This window comes from Campylobacter sp. (assembly GCF_019423325.1).
GTDB lineage: Bacteria > Campylobacterota > Campylobacteria > Campylobacterales > Campylobacteraceae > Campylobacter_B.
In genome coordinates this window covers 256,839-273,455 of the sequence record NZ_JAHZBQ010000001.1, presented here as the reverse complement: position 1 = coordinate 273,455, position 16,617 = coordinate 256,839, and the positions used below count along the sequence as shown (strand labels likewise).

19 protein-coding genes are annotated in these 16,617 nt (G+C 46.4%); 9 read left to right on the top strand and 10 right to left on the bottom strand.

Annotated features, from left to right (window positions below):
• Window positions 1-2: 2 nt before the first annotated feature.
• Window positions 3-218, bottom strand: a complete 216-nt coding sequence (locus QZ367_RS01240) for a heavy-metal-associated domain-containing protein (protein ID WP_040304091.1) — start codon at window positions 216-218, stop codon at window positions 3-5.
• Between the two features lie 132 nt (window positions 219-350).
• On the opposite strand from QZ367_RS01240, the gene QZ367_RS01235 reads away from it, so the two are divergent.
• From QZ367_RS01235 to acpS, 3 genes are read left to right on the top strand one after another with little or no spacing between them, the layout of a single operon-like run.
• On the top strand, window positions 351-1,085 hold the full coding sequence (locus tag QZ367_RS01235; protein ID WP_291936217.1) for a YebC/PmpR family DNA-binding transcriptional regulator: 735 nt from the start codon (window positions 351-353) through the stop codon (window positions 1,083-1,085).
• Between the two features lie 9 nt (window positions 1,086-1,094).
• Window positions 1,095-1,589, top strand: coding sequence for a peptidylprolyl isomerase (locus QZ367_RS01230; protein ID WP_291936213.1), 495 nt, complete (start codon window positions 1,095-1,097; stop codon window positions 1,587-1,589).
• Window positions 1,590-1,617: 28 nt separating this feature from the next.
• Window positions 1,618-1,989 (top strand): holo-ACP synthase, encoded by a 372-nt coding sequence (gene acpS / locus QZ367_RS01225; protein ID WP_291936211.1) that lies wholly within the window; start codon window positions 1,618-1,620, stop codon window positions 1,987-1,989.
• Between the two features lie 349 nt (window positions 1,990-2,338).
• Here the strand turns inward: acpS and QZ367_RS01220 are convergent, their stop codons facing one another.
• Together QZ367_RS01220 and QZ367_RS01215 are read right to left on the bottom strand one after the other, a co-directional pair.
• Window positions 2,339-2,584, bottom strand: coding sequence for a hypothetical protein (locus QZ367_RS01220; RefSeq protein WP_291936209.1), 246 nt, complete (start codon window positions 2,582-2,584; stop codon window positions 2,339-2,341).
• Window positions 2,585-3,115: 531 nt separating this feature from the next.
• Window positions 3,116-4,459 carry a class II 3-deoxy-7-phosphoheptulonate synthase gene (locus tag QZ367_RS01215; protein ID WP_291936207.1) on the bottom strand — a complete coding sequence of 448 codons (1,344 nt, stop codon included), beginning with the start codon at window positions 4,457-4,459 and terminating at the stop codon, window positions 3,116-3,118.
• A 104-nt stretch (window positions 4,460-4,563) separates the two neighbouring features.
• On the opposite strand from QZ367_RS01215, the gene rarD reads away from it, so the two are divergent.
• The 5 genes from rarD to QZ367_RS01190 all read left to right on the top strand — a co-directional run bounded on the left by rarD (window position 4,564) and on the right by QZ367_RS01190 (window position 8,644).
• Window positions 4,564-5,436, top strand: a complete 873-nt coding sequence (gene rarD, locus QZ367_RS01210; RefSeq protein WP_291936205.1) for an EamA family transporter RarD — start codon at window positions 4,564-4,566, stop codon at window positions 5,434-5,436.
• Window positions 5,429-5,839, top strand: coding sequence for a hypothetical protein (locus tag QZ367_RS01205; RefSeq protein WP_291936203.1), 411 nt, complete (start codon window positions 5,429-5,431; stop codon window positions 5,837-5,839). The genes rarD and QZ367_RS01205 overlap by 8 nt, the downstream gene beginning before the upstream one ends.
• A 130-nt stretch (window positions 5,840-5,969) precedes the next feature.
• Complete coding sequence (tcmP, locus tag QZ367_RS01200) at window positions 5,970-7,049, top strand: three-Cys-motif partner protein TcmP (RefSeq protein ID WP_291936201.1); 1,080 nt, start codon at window positions 5,970-5,972, stop codon at window positions 7,047-7,049.
• Window positions 7,046-7,795 (top strand): phage Gp37/Gp68 family protein, encoded by a 750-nt coding sequence (locus tag QZ367_RS01195; protein WP_291936199.1) that lies wholly within the window; start codon window positions 7,046-7,048, stop codon window positions 7,793-7,795. The genes tcmP and QZ367_RS01195 overlap by 4 nt, the downstream gene beginning before the upstream one ends.
• A gap of 324 nt (window positions 7,796-8,119) precedes the next feature.
• Window positions 8,120-8,644 carry a hypothetical protein gene (locus QZ367_RS01190; protein ID WP_291936197.1) on the top strand — a complete coding sequence of 175 codons (525 nt, stop codon included), beginning with the start codon at window positions 8,120-8,122 and terminating at the stop codon, window positions 8,642-8,644.
• 223 nt (window positions 8,645-8,867) lie between these two features.
• Here the strand turns inward: QZ367_RS01190 and QZ367_RS01185 are convergent, their stop codons facing one another.
• The 4 genes from QZ367_RS01185 to lgt form a co-directional block, all read right to left on the bottom strand.
• Window positions 8,868-9,605, bottom strand: a complete 738-nt coding sequence (locus QZ367_RS01185; protein ID WP_291936196.1) for a fumarate reductase iron-sulfur subunit — start codon at window positions 9,603-9,605, stop codon at window positions 8,868-8,870.
• Window positions 9,598-11,616, bottom strand: a complete 2,019-nt coding sequence (locus tag QZ367_RS01180; RefSeq protein ID WP_291936194.1) for a fumarate reductase flavoprotein subunit — start codon at window positions 11,614-11,616, stop codon at window positions 9,598-9,600. Before QZ367_RS01180 ends, QZ367_RS01185 begins: the two co-directional genes overlap by 8 nt.
• Window positions 11,617-11,626: 10 nt before the next feature.
• Window positions 11,627-12,310 carry a fumarate reductase cytochrome b subunit gene (locus QZ367_RS01175; RefSeq protein WP_291936192.1) on the bottom strand — a complete coding sequence of 228 codons (684 nt, stop codon included), beginning with the start codon at window positions 12,308-12,310 and terminating at the stop codon, window positions 11,627-11,629.
• Between the two features lie 94 nt (window positions 12,311-12,404).
• Entirely contained in the window at window positions 12,405-13,223 is an 819-nt protein-coding gene (gene lgt / locus QZ367_RS01170) for a prolipoprotein diacylglyceryl transferase (protein ID WP_291936189.1), read from the bottom strand.
• Between the two features lie 193 nt (window positions 13,224-13,416).
• Between lgt and QZ367_RS01165 the strand changes: the two genes are divergently transcribed.
• Window positions 13,417-13,755, top strand: coding sequence for a hypothetical protein (locus QZ367_RS01165; RefSeq protein ID WP_291936187.1), 339 nt, complete (start codon window positions 13,417-13,419; stop codon window positions 13,753-13,755).
• A 133-nt stretch (window positions 13,756-13,888) separates the two neighbouring features.
• Here QZ367_RS01165 and QZ367_RS01160 read toward each other — a convergent pair whose 3' ends face one another.
• From QZ367_RS01160 to QZ367_RS01150, 3 genes are read right to left on the bottom strand one after another with little or no spacing between them, the layout of a single operon-like run.
• The gene (locus QZ367_RS01160; protein ID WP_291936185.1) at window positions 13,889-14,428 is read right to left on the bottom strand and encodes a hypothetical protein; all 540 of its coding nucleotides are present in this window, start codon (window positions 14,426-14,428) and stop codon (window positions 13,889-13,891) included.
• Window positions 14,429-14,447: 19 nt separating this feature from the next.
• On the bottom strand, window positions 14,448-15,605 hold the full coding sequence (locus QZ367_RS01155; protein ID WP_291936183.1) for a DNA polymerase IV: 1,158 nt from the start codon (window positions 15,603-15,605) through the stop codon (window positions 14,448-14,450).
• Window positions 15,602-16,603 (bottom strand): bifunctional 3,4-dihydroxy-2-butanone 4-phosphate synthase/GTP cyclohydrolase II, encoded by a 1,002-nt coding sequence (locus tag QZ367_RS01150; RefSeq protein ID WP_291936181.1) that lies wholly within the window; start codon window positions 16,601-16,603, stop codon window positions 15,602-15,604. Before QZ367_RS01150 ends, QZ367_RS01155 begins: the two co-directional genes overlap by 4 nt.
• Window positions 16,604-16,617 lie beyond the last annotated feature (14 nt).

The window sequence follows — 16,617 nt, the reverse complement described above, 5'->3', positions numbered from 1 at the left end:
TTTTAGGCTAGCTTTTCTGCGACGCTAAAGCCCAAATCGTCCATCTCCTCTTTAAATTTAGCCTCGTCGCGCGGATCTAAGCTTAAACTCACCACTCCGCTTGCCACGTCCACCTCGATCTCGCCGAAATCGTCCTTAAGCGCGTTTTTGATCGTCCTCGCGCAATTTTCGCAGTGGATATTTTGCGCCTTAAATTTTACGCTTTGTTTCAAAGCCATGGGTCTCTCCTTCGGATTAAAATTTCAAAACTTATACTACTTTTTAATAAATTTTATTTCAACGCCCGCTCCTGAAATTTAAGGGTTTTTCGTTATAATCACCCGTTTTAAATTTAAGCTTTAAGGAATTTTATGGGACGAGCTTTTGAATACAGACGCGCTTCAAAAGAAGCTAGATGGGGGAAGATGAGCAAACTTTTCCCAAAACTGGGCAAGGCCATAACGATGGCTGCGAAAGAGGGCGGCGAAGATCCGCTGATGAACTCCAAACTGCGCGCCGCGATCGCCACGGCAAAGGCGCAAAATATGCCCAAAGACAACATCGACGCGGCTATCAAGCGCGCTAGCGGCAAGGATAGCGCCGATATCAAAACGATCTTTTACGACGGCAAGGCGCCCCACGGCGCACTTCTCATAATCGAATGCGCCACCGACAACCCGACCCGCACCGTCGCGAACGTAAAGTCGATTTTAAATAAAGCCAAGGGCGAGTTTTTGCCGAGCGGCAGTTTGAAATTTATGTTTTCGCACAAGGCCGTTTTTGAGACCAAGCTACCGAGCCGTGACATCGAGGAGCTGGAGCTTGAGCTCATCGACTTCGGTCTTAGCGAGCTTAAGATCAATGAGTTTGAAAACGACAAGGGAGAGCTCGAAAAGACGCTTCTAATCTACGGCGAATACGAAAGTTTCGGCACTCTAAACGAAAGTATCGAAAAGATAGGGCTTGAGATCATCAGCGCAAGTTTAAAATTCGTCGCCAACGAAAAGCACGAATTTAGCGATGATCAGCTGGGCGACATCGATGCACTGCTCGAGCGGCTAGAGGACGACGACGACGTGCAGGCAGTTTACACCAACATCGCATAGGAGAAAAAAATGGAAAGCTTAAAAATTTACGACATCGACGCGGCGGCTTTGGCGCGCGATAAATACGCAGTTATCAAAACCGAAAAGGGCGATATGAAGCTGGAGCTTTTCGCAGATGAAGCCCCGCAGGCAGTTACGAATTTCGCTAGCCTCGCGCGCAGCGGGTTTTACAAGGGGTTAAATTTTCACCGCGTAATTCCAAATTTCGTAATCCAAGGCGGCTGCCCGCGCGGCACCGGCACGGGAGGTCCGGGCTGGCGCATAAAGTGCGAATGCGACCGCCAAAAGCATAAGCACGTGCGCGGCGCGCTATCGATGGCGCACGCGGGACGCGATACTGGGGGGAGTCAGTTTTTCGTCTGCCACAGCGCGCAGCCGCACCTAGACGGCGTGCACACGGTATTCGGTCGTGTCGTGGATCAGCCTAGCCTAGCGGTTTTGGACGCGATCAGGCAGGGCGATAAGATCATTGACGTCGAGATTAAAGAGAGCCTGCAATCGTGATTAAATTTAAACCGCGGAGCGCCAGACCGTGATAAAGATCGGCACGGACATAACCGCGGTACGCAGGATCGCGGCGCTGCGCGCAAAATACGGCGCGAAATTTCTAAAGCGAATTTTGAAAAAATCCGAGCGCTCCTCGGCACTGCGCGACGAAAGTATCGCGGGCGTCTATGCCGCCAAAGAGGCGCTTAGCAAAGCTCTAGGCACCGGCATCGGCGCAGAGTTCGGCTTCAAAGATGCTAAAATTTACAAAGACGCTCTGGGCGCGCCGCATCTAAAAATACGTAAAAAAATCCGTAAAAAATTTCATATCAAATCCGCAAGCCTTAGCATCACGCATGACGCAAACGTCGCAATCGCCGTAGTCGCACTAAAACTCAATAAGCAGCGCTCAAAGTAACGAAGCGAAGCAGCGCACAGCAGCAAAAATCCTACATAAACTTTATATAAATTTTGCGCGACGGAATTTTTGAGGTTAGGCGCAGGTTTTGTAGAGTAGTATTTCGCGGCGCGGTACGCGATGCGGCAGCAGACTTTGCCTTCTAAATTTTATATTTGCCGACTTAAAATTCTACATTCATGGATGAAATTTTAGAGCACAAAATTTACCGCAACGAAATTTTGGAATTTCACCGCCCCGCAGAATTTTGTTTTAAATTTAAGACTTGAAATTTTATAGCGGCGAGGCGGCATAAACTCAAAAGGTAAAATTTCAGCCAGAATTTAGCGGCAGAAGCATAGACTTTTTATTAAAATTTTACGGCGAAATCACGCTCTGAAATTTTAAACGGATACGAAGTCTGCTCCGCCCAATCTATCGCATCATCAAGGATTAAGCGGAAGTTCATGAGCCAAAAACACGCGCGGCAGTGTCTGTTCGTCGCACCCATCTCAAGCAAGAGCTTTTGCGCTGTACTTATGTCGAATACCGCAGATAGTGCGGCGTTCTCTTTTGCTATGTACGAAAAGACGGAGGCGAGCCCGTGCCGCTGCATTTACCGCTCAGTCTGGCGCTAGCTTGAGCGTACAGATAGGCGGCACACACAGAAGCGAGCGATCAAAATTTACGCGAAGAAATTTAAAGATAAAATTCCGCGGGCCGTAAATTTAGCGCTAAATTTTTAAAATTTCACGGCGGCGCAAATTTTAAAATTCCATACAGGGCGGATTTAAAATTTTAAGCCGCGAACTTCTTGGCGGCTAAATTTAGCCGCCAAGAAGTTCGCAAGTCTCTGCAAAGTGGAATTTTATCACGGCGCGACGCTGCAAAAATTTTCAATTGCTCGTATTTGGGCGGCGGGCTTACGCGGCTTACGTTTTCGCGCGAGGTATAAATTTCAATTCTCTACATTTTGGCTGCTCCGAGACTGCACCCAAAGCCGCCCCATATTTAGAGCCGCGTAAATTTTAATCGCCCGCGCCAAGATACGATTAAATTTAAAACGCAAAGTGCACTCATAGCGCCGGCTTACGTCAAAACGCCTAAAACTACGACTAAAATTCCAAGCCGCGCAACGAAAGGCGGACTAATCCGCCTTTTTCAAATTATCGGCGAGCAAAAACGCAAGCTCTAGCGCCTGATCTGCGTTTAGGCGCGGATCGCACTGTGTTTCGTAGCGCTGTTTTAGCGTCTCTTGCGTCACGTTAAACGAGCCGCCCGTGCACTCGGTGACGTTTTGACCGGTCATCTCAAGATGGATGCCGCCCGCGTGCGTGCCCTCCGCAGCGTGGATCTCAAAAAAGCTCTGAACTTCACTTAAAATTTTAGAAAACTCGCGCGTTTTGTAGCCGTTGGCGGTCTTGACGGTGTTGCCGTGCATCGGATCGATGCTGTATAGGATCGCCCTACCCTCGCGCTTTAGCTCGCGCAAAATTTGCGGCAGCCGCGCGCCGATCTTATCCGCGCCCATGCGGATGATGACGTTTAGCCTGCCTGCTTCGTTTTGCGGATTGAGCTTGTCGCAAAGACGCAAAATTTCATCCGCGGTGCCGCTAGGGCCGATCTTGACGCCGAGAGGGTTTTTGATACCGCTTAAAAAATGCACGTGCGCATCGTCCGCGCCGCGCGTGCGCTCGCCGATCCAAAGCATGTGCGCCGAGCAGTCGTACCAATCGCCGCTGGTGCTGTCGATGCGCGTCAGACACTCCTCGTAGTGCAGCAGCAGCGCTTCGTGCGAGGTGTAAAGCACCGTCTCGGCAAGGCTCGGAGAATTCGCGGCGCTCAGTCCGCACGCCTCCATAAATTTAAGAGTGCGCGAAATTTCATCGCTCAGCTCGTTAAATTTAGCCTCCAGCTCGCCTTTTTTCAAAAAGCCCAAATTCCACTTATGCACCTCGTGCAGGTTCGCAAGACCGCCGCGAGAAAAGGCGCGCAGCAGATTCAGCGTCGAAGCACTTTGATGATACGCCTCGATCATGCGCGCAGGATCCGGCTTGCGCGCCGCTTCGTTAAACTCAAAGCCGTTGATTATGTCGCCGCGGTAGCTAGGCAAGCTCACGCCGCCAACCTCCTCGAAGTCGCTGCTGCGCGGCTTTGCGAACTGCCCTGCGATGCGACCTACCTTGACGACGGGGCAGCCCGCCGCGAAGGTAAGAATAATCGCCATCTGAAGCATTACCTTAAACATATCGCGGATATTATTCGCGCTAAAATCATTAAAGCTCTCAGCGCAATCGCCGCCTTGAAGCAAAAACGACTTGCCCTCGCTAGCGCGCGCAAGCTCGGCTTTTAGGTTGCGAACCTCGCCCGCAAAAATTAACGGCGGCAGCTTGTAAAGGCGCTCTTTAGCGGCCTGCACCGCACTTTCATCCTGATAAATCGGCTGCTGTAAAATTTTATAATCTTTCCACGATGTCCTACTCCAGCTCATAGCCCCTCCTTAAATTTCGTAAATCCCGCGATTATACCCAAATAAGCTTTTATTAACCCAAAAAATCTTAAAATAACGCCTTTAGGCAATTTGGAAGGAATTTTATGGAAGAAAACCGCACGAAAGGGCTAATGCTTGCATTTGCGACATTTTTTATGTGGGGTGTCTTCCCGATATTTTTCAAGCTCATAAAGGACGTGGACGCGGTGCAAATTTTAGCGCATCGCGTCGTTTGGTCCTTCGTGCTGCTGCTCGTTTTTCTCTGCTTTACGCACCGCTTAAAAAACGTCGCGCGGCTTCTTAACACCCCCAAAATCGCTCTCACGCTGCTTTGTACGGGACTACTTATCAGCACGAACTGGGGTATTTATATCTACGCGGTGAATTCCGATCAAATTTTAGCCACGAGTCTCGGATATTTTATAAATCCGCTATTTTCGGTGCTTTTGGGCGCTTTGTTTCTGCACGAACGGCTAAGCGCGGCGGCTAAGCTTTCCCTGCTGCTAGCCTTTGCGGCTATCGGCGTGCAAATTTACGCTCTGGGCAGGCTTCCTATAATCTCGCTCGTGCTACCGCTTAGCTTTGCATTTTACGGGCTCATACGCAAAAAAGTAAGCGTGCCTAGCTTTGAGGGGCTGTTTTGCGAGACGACGCTGATGCTGCTGCCCGCGCTTGCGTTTCTGATCTACTGCGCGCTGAAAGGAAGCGGCGCCTTCGGCTTTAGCACAAGCGGCGCGCTGCTATTTGCAAGCGGGCTAATTACGATTTTACCGCTGCTTACCTTCGCCATAAGCACGCAGTATCTGCCGCTATCTACGATCGGCTTTATGCAATACATCAGCCCCAGCATGAGTATGCTGATCGCGGTGTTTATTTACGGCGAGGAGCTTGAGACTTACAAAATTTTGAGCTTTTCGCTAATTTGGTTCGGGCTCGCGATCGTGGGCCTAGACGGCTTAAGGAGAAAAAATGGCTAATTTCGCTTTGATGTTCGCAGTCGCTCTTGCAGTGGGCGCGCTCGTGTATTTTCAGGTCCAAAAGGCTTCCGCGCGCGCAGACGCCGCAGATCCCGAGCTTAGCTCGCAAAGGTATATGAAATTTTGCGATATTTTAGAGGGCAAACTGCGAGCTCTAAAGCGGCTAGAGCTGCGCGACGAAAGCGCTCGCGAGAGCTATCTAGACGAACTTGAGGCTCTTAGTAAGGAGCTGGTTTACATCAAAACGATGCATCAAAGCAACCTAAACCCCGCCGTGTGGGAAGGCAAGCTATTTGAGTTTCTAAGTAAAACGGACGCGCTTATCGAAAAATACGCTGCAGGCGCAGAGCGCTCGCTGCAAGACTGGCGCAAGCAGCTGGAGATGGAATTTAAAAGCCTATAATTTAAGATATATCGCTACAAATTTAACCTTGTAAAAATTTATCTTCAAGCATATTTATATCAAGAATTTTATTAAATTGTAATATTGTTTTTCATATAATGAAATGGATTTTATCACATGGGGCATACATATGGCTAAAGATATGCATAATAAAGTATGGGATGAAGCAACCTTAACAAAACTTGAAGTATTCAAAGAGTTAGTTTTCGAATGGCTGAATATAGTTTTGAAGGCAATGGAAAAATTTGAAAATAACAAAGAAATATCCATATATGATTTGTGCTGTGGCTGCGGTTATGACCTAGAAAAAAATGAGGGCTCGCCGTTAAAAATAATAAGAACGCTTGTTGCGAGAAAAAAATTTAATAAAAATTTGAAGATAAATATTTATTTTAATGATAAGGATGAAAATAAAATAGATAGGCTTAAAAAAATCATAGAGAATAATAATTTTGATAAAATATTATTGAATAAAAATATTTTTATAAACTATTCATCATGTGATATTTCTAAATATAAAATAAATAAAAAAGCATATTTTAATTTGATATTTTTGGATCAGTACGGTATTGAATATTCGCAAAAAATTGATGAATTTATGAGTAGAGGAACCGACATCCTAATGTTCATATCATCTGCCAATATAAAAAGATTTAAAAATATGGATTCTTTCAAGAAATATTTAGGCAGCAAAATAAGTACAGTTAGTTTTGAAGGAATGACAAACTATGAAACTCATAAAGCGGTGGCTATGTATTTTAAAAAGATGTATCCAAAATACCATATAGGGCATTTTTCATTAGTAAAGGACAATAAAAATACTAATGGACTAATATTTTTTTCCGAACACAGAAAAGGACAGGAGAAATTCCTTGAAGCCGCCTGGAGAGTTGACCCGGAAAATGGCGAAGGTAATAAAAATTTACATAAAGATTTTTATAAACAAAAGGACTCTTTATTTTTTGATGAAAAATTTCCTACTTCAAAAATGGAAAACTATAAACAAGACTTATTAGAATTTTTAAAAGACTATAAAAGCAATACGGAGATTAAAAATTTTAGTTTAGATATGGGTTTTTTAACAAAACATACCAATAAGATACTAAAAGACTTGGAAGCAAATAAAGAAATAGAAAGAATTGGTGGCAAAGAAAAAGCGTTTTACTTAAATGAAAAAGAAGAAAAAATCAAGATAAGGCTTAAGCGATGAAACCGACTAAAATAGAATGGGCCGAAGCCGTGTGGAATCCAACCATTGGATGCAATAAGGTAAGCAGTGGATGCAATAATTGCTATGCGGAAATGATGGCTCGAAGACTTCAGGCTATGGGAAATATGGACTATCAAGACGGTTTTAAATTTAAGATGCTAAAAGAAAGATTGGATGAGCCCAAAAAAAATAAAAAACCAACGCTTTACTTCGTCAATTCTATGAGCGATCTATTTCATGAAAAGATGGAAATTACTTTTTTAGATTCAATAATGGAAACAATAGCTCAAACACCGTATCATCAATATCAAATTTTAACCAAACGACCCCATAGAATGAGAGAATATTTTATAAATAAAAATATTCCTGAAAATGCTTGGCTTGGAACCACGGTAGAATCATATCAAGTTAAAAACAGAATAGATTTCATAAGAGACTTAAATGCTACTATAAAATGGCTATCTTGCGAACCGCTATTAAATGATCTTGGTAAATTAAATTTAGGTGGTATAGATTGGGTAATAGTAGGGGGCGAAAGCGGTATTAACGCTAGAGCAATGAAAGAAGAGTGGGCTATTAATATAAGAAACCAATGCTTTGAACGCGGCGTAGCTTTCTTCTTTAAACAATGGGGTACGTGGGGTAGTGACGGAATTAGAAGAAACAAAAGAACAAACGGCTCTTTATTGGACGGTAAATTTTATAAATATTATCCCGAAACAAAAACAACTCCTTTTTTTTGTTAATTATATAATTAATAATTATTATAAAATGTATTATAGTGAAGACTATAGCATATGGTATAATTATGTAAATGACAAAAATTCACTGTCAAATACAGCTTGCAAACTTCTAGGAACAACGAAGCCGCCTATTGTTAGGCATATAAATTACGCGTATTTACAAAATAAAGTATAATGCATTCCCAAGAAGATAATTGTTTGGCGCTATTTGTAAAGCATTTGACTGCGTAAGAGATAAATTTGAAATTGAAACAAACCTAGGAGGAAATTTATAAGTAAAGAGATCGCAATATTCCGTGCCCTTGCGAAGCAGAGGTAGAAAAATATTTGAGAAAATGGGAGGCGCTCGGTAATTATGTTTTACAAGAAAAAGCCATCGTGGAAATTTTTGCACAGCGTCCTACAAATCAAATGATAGAAGATGTGCTTATAAAGGTCTGTTTATTAAACGATTTTTATAGCACAAACATTTTAGACACATTTAGAGTTGCAAAGCATATCCTAAATTTAGACATTGATAAGCGACTAAAGGCAGGTGATTTAGGTTTAATAAATAATATTGCAATCGTTACGATGAAAAACGGTAAAAGTAGGAATTTTTATTCATTTGCTAGTAAATACTGCTCGCATCATCAAGCAGACGTTTATGCAATCTTTGATTCTTTCGTACAAAAAGATCTTTTATACTTTGCAAAAAAAGATAAATTTTGCGAATTCAAGCGAGATAACCTAAAAAATTATAAGGAATTTAGTCGCATCTTGAGAGAATTCATAAAATTTTATAATCTTAAGCGTTACTCGTTACGCCAAATCGATCAATACTTATGGCTGTTAGGCAAAGAGTATCTATAAATTTAAATGATCTGTAAAATTTTAACCTTAAAGCTCTTAGAACTTCTGGAATTGGAATTTTCTACTATATATTTCTCAGCGCTTGCTATAATAAACGAAGTATTAAAAAAATATTATAAATTTGAGCATCCAACCATAAAGTTAATTTCGAATGACCATAGTCTATAATTTAAAAAAGCTAAATTTAGAAGATAAATTTAAGCGGGAAGAACCCGCTTAAATTTTATTTGCCGCAGCCGCACTTGCCCTGAGCGGCAAGCTTGCGGCGAACATATGCGATTTTGCTTTGAAGCGGAAGGTGCTTAGGGCAGTGGTCTTCGCAGCCTAGCAGCGTCATACAGCCGAATACTCCGTCATCATCGCCGATTAGCTCGTAAAAATCCTCGTCGCTGCGTTTATCCAGCGCATCGATCTGAAAGCGTGCCACGCGGTTGATACCGACGGCGCCGATGTAGTCTTTTCGCATTATTGCTACGCCGCATGCAGCTACGCAGATACCGCACTCGATGCAGCGATCCAGCTCGAAAACCTCCTGCGCGACCTCAGGCTCGACCTTCTCCTCAAGCTTGGAGATATCGGTTTCGTGATCGGTGTGGATCCAACTCTCTACGCGTTTGCTCATCGCGTTCATCCAGTTGCCCGTATCAACGCTGAGGTCTTTTAGCAGCTTGAAAACCGGAAGCGGCATAAGCTCGATCACGCCGTCCGGATAATCCTTAGTAAGCGTACGGCACGCAAGCTGCGGCTTGCCGTTTACGAGCATACCGCAGCTACCGCAGATACCGGCGCGGCAAACGAAGTCGAAGCTTAGCTCGGGATCAAATTTCTCACGAATCACATTAAGCGCGATAAACAGCGTCATTCCGTCGGTCTCTTCGATCTCGTAAGTAGCGAAGTGTGGCTTTGAAATTTTGCTTAACGGATTATACTTAAATGCCTTTATTGTTATTTTTCTACTCATATCCTATACCTGCTCTTTCGTTAGGTGCTTTATATTTTGGCTGCAATTCATAATGCATCAATGCCTCTTGAATTTCATATCTGCCTTTGCCCTCGGCTTGCATTTTCTCGCGAATTTCATCGACCTCTTTTTGGCGCACGGCGCTGTCGGGATGCTCGATAATATTGCCTTTGGCACCGTATCCGCGAAACGCAGGCGGCATCTCCATCTTCATAATATCAAGCGGCTCATAGGTCAAGGTAGGCATCGTATCGCCCTCCTTCCAGCTCGCAAGCGTTCGTTTTAGCCAGTTTAGATCGTCGCGTTTCGGATAATCCTCGCGGAAGTGCGCGCCTCGGCTTTCCGTGCGATCGAGCGCGCCCTTGGCGATACAAAGCGCAAGCTTTAGCATCTTTGGTACGCGATAAGCCTCCTCGAGCTCCGGATTTCCGAAAAGCTCTTTATTGCTTACTTTGACGTCCAAGGACTGCTTATAAAGTTCCTCAAGCTCTTTTACGGCTTTGGCTAATCCCTCGCCGGTGCGGAAGATCGCGCAGTGCTCCCACATCACATCTTTCATCTTGTTTTTGATCTCGAATACGTTAAATTTACCCTCTTTTTCAAGCAGGCTTTTCATGTAGTTTTGCTCTTTATCTACGAATTTTTGTATATCGTGCGTATTGATATCGACGTCGTGTCCTTGGCAATACTCCGCGAAATACTCGCCCACGATCATTCCCGCGACGACGGTTTCGGCGACGGAATTTCCGCCCAAGCGGTTAAAGCCGTGCATATCCCAGCACGCAGCCTCGCCGGCGCTGAAAAGCCCGGCTAGCGTTGGACTCTCGCCCGTAGCTTTTGTTTTGATACCGCCCATCGAGTAGTGCTGCATAGGAAGGATAGGGGCCCAACCTTTACCGCGCTTTCTGCCCTGCTCGTCGGTTATTACCTCGGTATCAGCAGGATCGATGCCGTTGAAAATCTCGCAAATTTCTTGTACGTCGCGTAAATTTTTCTCGATATGCTCGCGTCCAAGGATTGATATGTCGAGCCAAACGTGCTCGCCGTAAGGGCTTTTGACACCCTTGCCTTTTCTTATATGCTCCATTATGCGGCGGCTTACGACGTCGCGGCTAGCAAGCTCCTTTTTCTCGGGCTCATAATCCGGCATAAAGCGATAGCCGTCCACATCGCGCAAAATTCCGCCGTCGCCGCGGCAACCCTCGGTAAGCAAAATTCCGCTCGGAACGATAGGGGTTGGGTGAAACTGCACCGCTTCCATATTTCCAAGCTGCGCGACGCCGGTCTCAAGCGCGATAGCAGCACCTATACCCTCGCAAACGACGGCGTTTGTGGTGTGCTTATATACTCTGCCGTAGCCGCCGGTAGCGATCAGTGTGCCTTTCGAGACGTATGCGATCAGCTCGCCGGTAACCAAATCGCGCACGATTGCGCCATAGCAGCGGTTATTTGCGTGAATTAGCGCGATAGCTTCTTTGCGGTCGTGAATATCGACGTTATGCTTTAGCGCTTCGTTTGCAACGGCAAAAAGCATAGTATGTCCCGTAGCGTCGGCGGTATAGCAGGTTCGCCACTTTTTCGTACCGCCGAAGTCGCGGCTGTGGATAAGTCCGTGAACCTCATCTTTTTCGGTGATCGTGGTTTTTTGAGCGTTGATAATAGCGCTTCGCTCGCCTCTAGTAATCCTGGTCCAAGGAACGCCCCAGCCCGCAAGCTCGCGGATCGCCTTAGGCGCCGTTTGTGCAAACATCCTAGCGACATCTTGATCGCAGCCCCAGTCGCTTCCTTTTACCGTATCGGCAAAGTGCACGTCCTCGTTGTCGCCCTCGCTCATCTTGGAATTTCCAAGCGATGCCTGCATGCCGCCTTGAGCTGCTGCAGAGTGTGAGCGCTTAACAGGGATTAGACTCAAAACGATGGTGCTAAGCCCCTTCTCTCCGGTAGCGATCGCAGCTCTTAAGCCCGCTAAACCGCCGCCAATAACTAAAGAATCGCAATATATTACATTCATCCTAAGCTCCCTATTCTAAACTTAACCATTTGAAATCGGCGATTATCGAAAGCAAGAAAAATGCGCCCCAAACGATAAAAACCGTCTTTTTGATGAGGGCTCTTTTCCTTTGAATTTCCGCCTTCGTGCCGTCTATGCTAATCCATTTCATATAAAGCCTATAAATTCCAATACTAGCGTGAGTTACTACGAAAATCAATAAAACAAAATAAAATAGATGAAGCTGTCCGAAGCGAGCGATAGCAAGATCTGCAGTAATTTTCGGACCAAATACGATCATTAAAATATGAGCCGCCGCAAAGAAAAATAGGAAAAATCCCGTCCAAAACTGAAACCACCAAAGCGTCGTGTCGCAATGCTTCATTCGCATTTTGTGCGCTTTAAACGCCCTGTAAGCGGCGTAGTTAGCCGGAAATTTTCTCATCGCCAAAAACGCGTGAACTACGAAAATCACGAAAATCACGAAAGCGACGATGTTTGTAACGAAATAAATTCCGCCCGGTTCGGCGAAATGTACGACGCCCTCAAACGCGCCCTTACCGATCAGAATCGTGCCGGTAAATATCATATGACACAGCATAAAACAGGCCAAAATCAGCCCGCTGATGCTTTGCGCCACATCTTGCAAAGCCATAATGCGGCTTTTTTTGCCGTCTATGGATCTGCCCGTAAAGCCTTCAATGCGACCTAGCATAGGTTCTCCTTAAAAAAGATGATTATAAATCCCCGCTAAACGAAAATTTACATTTTTGTAAAGAGATTATATTACTTTTTAACTTTAGATTAATTTAATTTCTGCAAATTAGTTTTTTCTTCAAAGACTGCTTTAAGAAAACTGCTATCAAAAACATTACTAAAGATAAAATTTGCCCCATCGATAAATTTAAAAATATAAAACCGAGTCCATCGTCCGGCTGCCTAAAAAATTCTACGAAAAATCTAAACGCCGTGTATAGCATCGCGTACAGACATATCAGCTCGCCGTTAAATTTCTTAAATTTACGGTAGAAAAATAAAATCACGAAAATTACCAGTCCTTCCAAAACCGCTTCGTAAAGCTGACTTGGATGACGCAATGTGCCGCCCACCAAGATACCCCACGGCTCGGTCGTTTCGCGCCCGAAAAGCTCCTGATTTAAAAAATTCCCCACGCGCCCGAAAAAATACCCAAGCGGCACGCTAAGTGCCACGAGATCGAGCAGCGCCCACATATCGGTTTTAAATTTTTTGCAAAACCAAACCGTCGCGATCACGAATCCGACGACTGCGCCGTGATAGCTCATACCACGAATGCCCACGAACTCGCCGTTATGAAAGGGATTAAAAATTTGCCACGGATGGCTGAAATACCACGCCGCCTCGCCCGAATAGATCGCGATATATCCCAGCCGCGCGCCCAAAATGACGCCCACCTCGACCCAGATGAAGTAGCGATCGAGCATCTTATCGCTAAAGTCAAGACCGTCTTTTCGCACGAAATATTTGGCGATAAATAGCGCCGTAAGTAGCGCCAAAACATACATAATGCCGTACCAGTGCACGTTTATGCCAAACGCGCTGAACGCCACGGGATCAAAGTGGGCGTAAATTTCGTTCCAGTAATTCAAATTTATCCTTTGTTTTAAATTTTAAAATTTAACGGCGCGCATCAGACGCTGCGTGACGCACGCTCGGTAAAAGACGCAGGGCGACGCAAGTGCTAGGCGCCAAACCCTAGTTTTCGAACGCTCGATCGCACGCGCGAAACACGTAAGACGCGAATCCTAGCGATAGCGTCAAACGATGCACAGACCACCTCGCATGAAATTTCAAGCGACGACGCCAGATGTGGCGCAAGGCGCCACACGTAAAGCACCGAGCGGCGATACCAGACGACATACGAAACGACACGCAAAGCGGCGCGACGCGGACAAAGCACGCAACACCCTAATGCAGGCGGCGCAAAATGAGAGCGCCGGACGCCTAGCAAAACTCGCAGTGCGCGCAAAACAAACGTCGAACGGCACATGCGCAAAATACCGAATGCTGCGCAGAATTCAAAACGACGCGCGATACGACAAACGCCGACGCACAAAACAGCAAGGCAGCTACTTTGCATCTGCGCAGATAATGCAGATAAAATTCGCCCGTCTCGCTTAGCTTATCGCGCTCGCAGGAGCTGTACCAACTACAGCGCAAGAAATCCCGAAAGCAAGCTTTAAATTCTATCTCTACGCAGCACTCTCCGTGTCGAACACGCAAAAAAATACCGAGCGAGCGAGCATTCTAAATTTTAAATTCCAAGCCCCAGCGTCTCTTTCACCACGCGGCAAAAATCCGCCAAAAACCACCCGAGCGCCTTGTAGTAGCTGCTTTTGGCATTTATCTGCACGTGCGTAGCAAGCGCGGAAAAGCTAGGAATGATAAATTGCGCCAGATATAGCGTCAAAATTTTATGCGATTTCGCGTCCGTGTTTTGCTTAAAGATCATGGCAAGCAGCGCCAGCATATTGGCCGCATGAGCGCTTTTAAGCTCCGCAAAAGGCTTTTTAAAGCGGCATTTTTCATAAAACAGCTCCACTTCGCTTTCGCTAATGAGCTTGAAAAAATCCATCTCAAACGCCCCTTTTAGCGCCTCAAAATCGCGCCCGAGCGCCGCATAGTCCTCGCCTTGCACCTTTTGCCAAAGCTCGTGGCCGTTTTTGTTCTCGATATTTTTATTTACGATGATCCAGTTTTTGCCCAAGCCGCGCAACTTCTGCTCGTCTATCACGCCTTTAAAATTCGTCGCAAAGATTATGCAGATCACCGAGTATAGCTCGCCTAATTTCATCTTTTTCCTTTAAATTTAATCAAATTTCGCTTGCTTTTTTTAGCTTTTCGATGCCGAATTTTTCCCAAATCCTGCTTAAAGATCGATCTAAGTTCTGCTGCTTTTTATCGATCTCGCCAAAGAGCAGCGAGCTGCCCGATTTGCCGCTAAAATTTGAAAGATTTAGCGCTACGTGGATTATCTGCGCGCCTTTTTTCACGTCGCAGAGCCTAAACAGCTCAAGCGCGGTCTCGCTCAGCAAGCTTAGACTAAACGCCCTATCCTGGCTGATCTGGTGCGAAAACTCCTCGCGCGATTTGTAGCGGATCTTTAGATCATACGTCGCGGGCTTTAGGCCTCTGGCGAGCACTTCGCCCGCCAAATGGCGCGCCAAAATTAAAATTTTACGCCGCAGCTCGTCCCGATCGGCGCACGGCGCGAAGCTGCGCCCAAAGCCGATGCTTTTGCGCTCGCGCTTTGAGACGACCTCGCCCTCATCCTCGCCGCTAAGGGCTGCGAAAATTTTCCTGCCGTTTGCGCCCATTTTTTCAAAAATTTCTCTGTGCGCTAGCGCGTCACCGAAGCTTACGATGCCGTATTTGCCGAGCGTTTTTTGCGCCGCTTTGCCGATGCCGGGGAATTTCGCTACCGGCACGACGGATAGCTCGCGCGCGATTTGCGATTTTAAAATTTGGCGCACGCCGAAGGGCTTAGCAAGGCCCGTAGCGAGCTTTGCGATGAGTTTTGCTTCGCTAAGACCGACGCTGCACGGAAGGCTAAAGCGGCGCATAATCTCGCTTTGTAAAAACGCAGCAAAGCCCAGCGCGTCCGCGTCGTAAGCCGTGCCGCGTAAATTTAGAAAAAACTCGTCGATGCTAAATTTTTCGATCTCGGGCGTAAAGTTTAGTAAAAACTCATAAATTTCGCGTGAAGCCTTGCGGTATTCGCCGTGCTGCGCGCGCACCAAAATCAGCTGCGGGCAGAGTCCGAGCGCGATTTTAACGGGCTGAGCCGAGTGCACGCCGTCCGCTCTGGCCTCATAGCTCGCGCTTAAAATCACGCTACCAAGCTCGCTCTTGCCGCCGAAAATCTCCTCGTCGCCGCCTCCGACGACCGCGATCTTTTTGCCCGCAAGCGCGGGATCGGCGAGCCTCGCTACAGAGACGAAGAAGCTGTCCAAATCGATATGAGCTATCAAACTATGTCGATCCCAAAACCGCTAAGCCCCGCGTAGTCTTTAGGCTCGCTCTTGCTTAAAATTTTGATTTTTCTCACGCCCAGATGCGCTAAAATCTGCGCTCCGATGCCAAAGCTCTTAAAATCGGCGCGATTTTGCGCGGATTTTAGCATCAAAAGCACGCCGCCCTCTTTGCGCAAAATGTCCAGATCGCGCATAAAATCGTTAAATTTCGTATCGCTTAGAAATTCCAGATCGCTTGAAATTTTATGAAATTTCACGTTCGTCTGCGCGCTCTTTCCCAGCTCGCCGAAAATATATGCGCGGTGCTCGTTGCCCTCGTGATCGCTCACGTCGTAAAATTTCGCCACTTCGCCGCACAGCAGAGCGCTTTTGGACTCGCTAAATTTAACGAGAGTTTCGTGCTTTAGGCGGTACTGCACGATCTGCGCGACCGAGATCATATTGATGCCGTGCTGCGCGCAGAATTTTTCCAAATCGTCCCTGCGCGCCATATCGCCGTCGTCTTTGACGATCTCGCAGATCACGGCGCTTTGCGAAAGCCCCGCCAAGCGGCACAGATCCGTAGAGCCCTCAGTGTGCCCCGTGCGGGCGAGCACGCCGCCGCTTTTGGCGATGAGCGGGAAGATATGCCCAGGGCGGACGAAATCATCTGCGCGAGCGCCCACGCGCGACATCAGCTCGATCGTCATATTACGCTCATACGCGCTTACGCCCGTCTTGGTGTCCTTCGCGTCGATCGTGACGGTAAATGCGGTCTCGTGACTCGAGGTGTTTTTATCGACCATCAAATTTAAATCTAGCTGCTCCGCTATCTGCGGACTAAGCGCCACGCACAACACTCCGCGAGCGTGCGTGATCGCAAAATTTACTTTTTCCGCGCTGCTAAATGTGCTCGCAAACACTAAATCGCCCTCATTCTCGCGATCGACGTCATCGACCATAACGAGCATTTTGCCGTTTTTCAGATCCTCGATCGCCTGCTCTACGCTAACCATTATCTCTCCTTTAA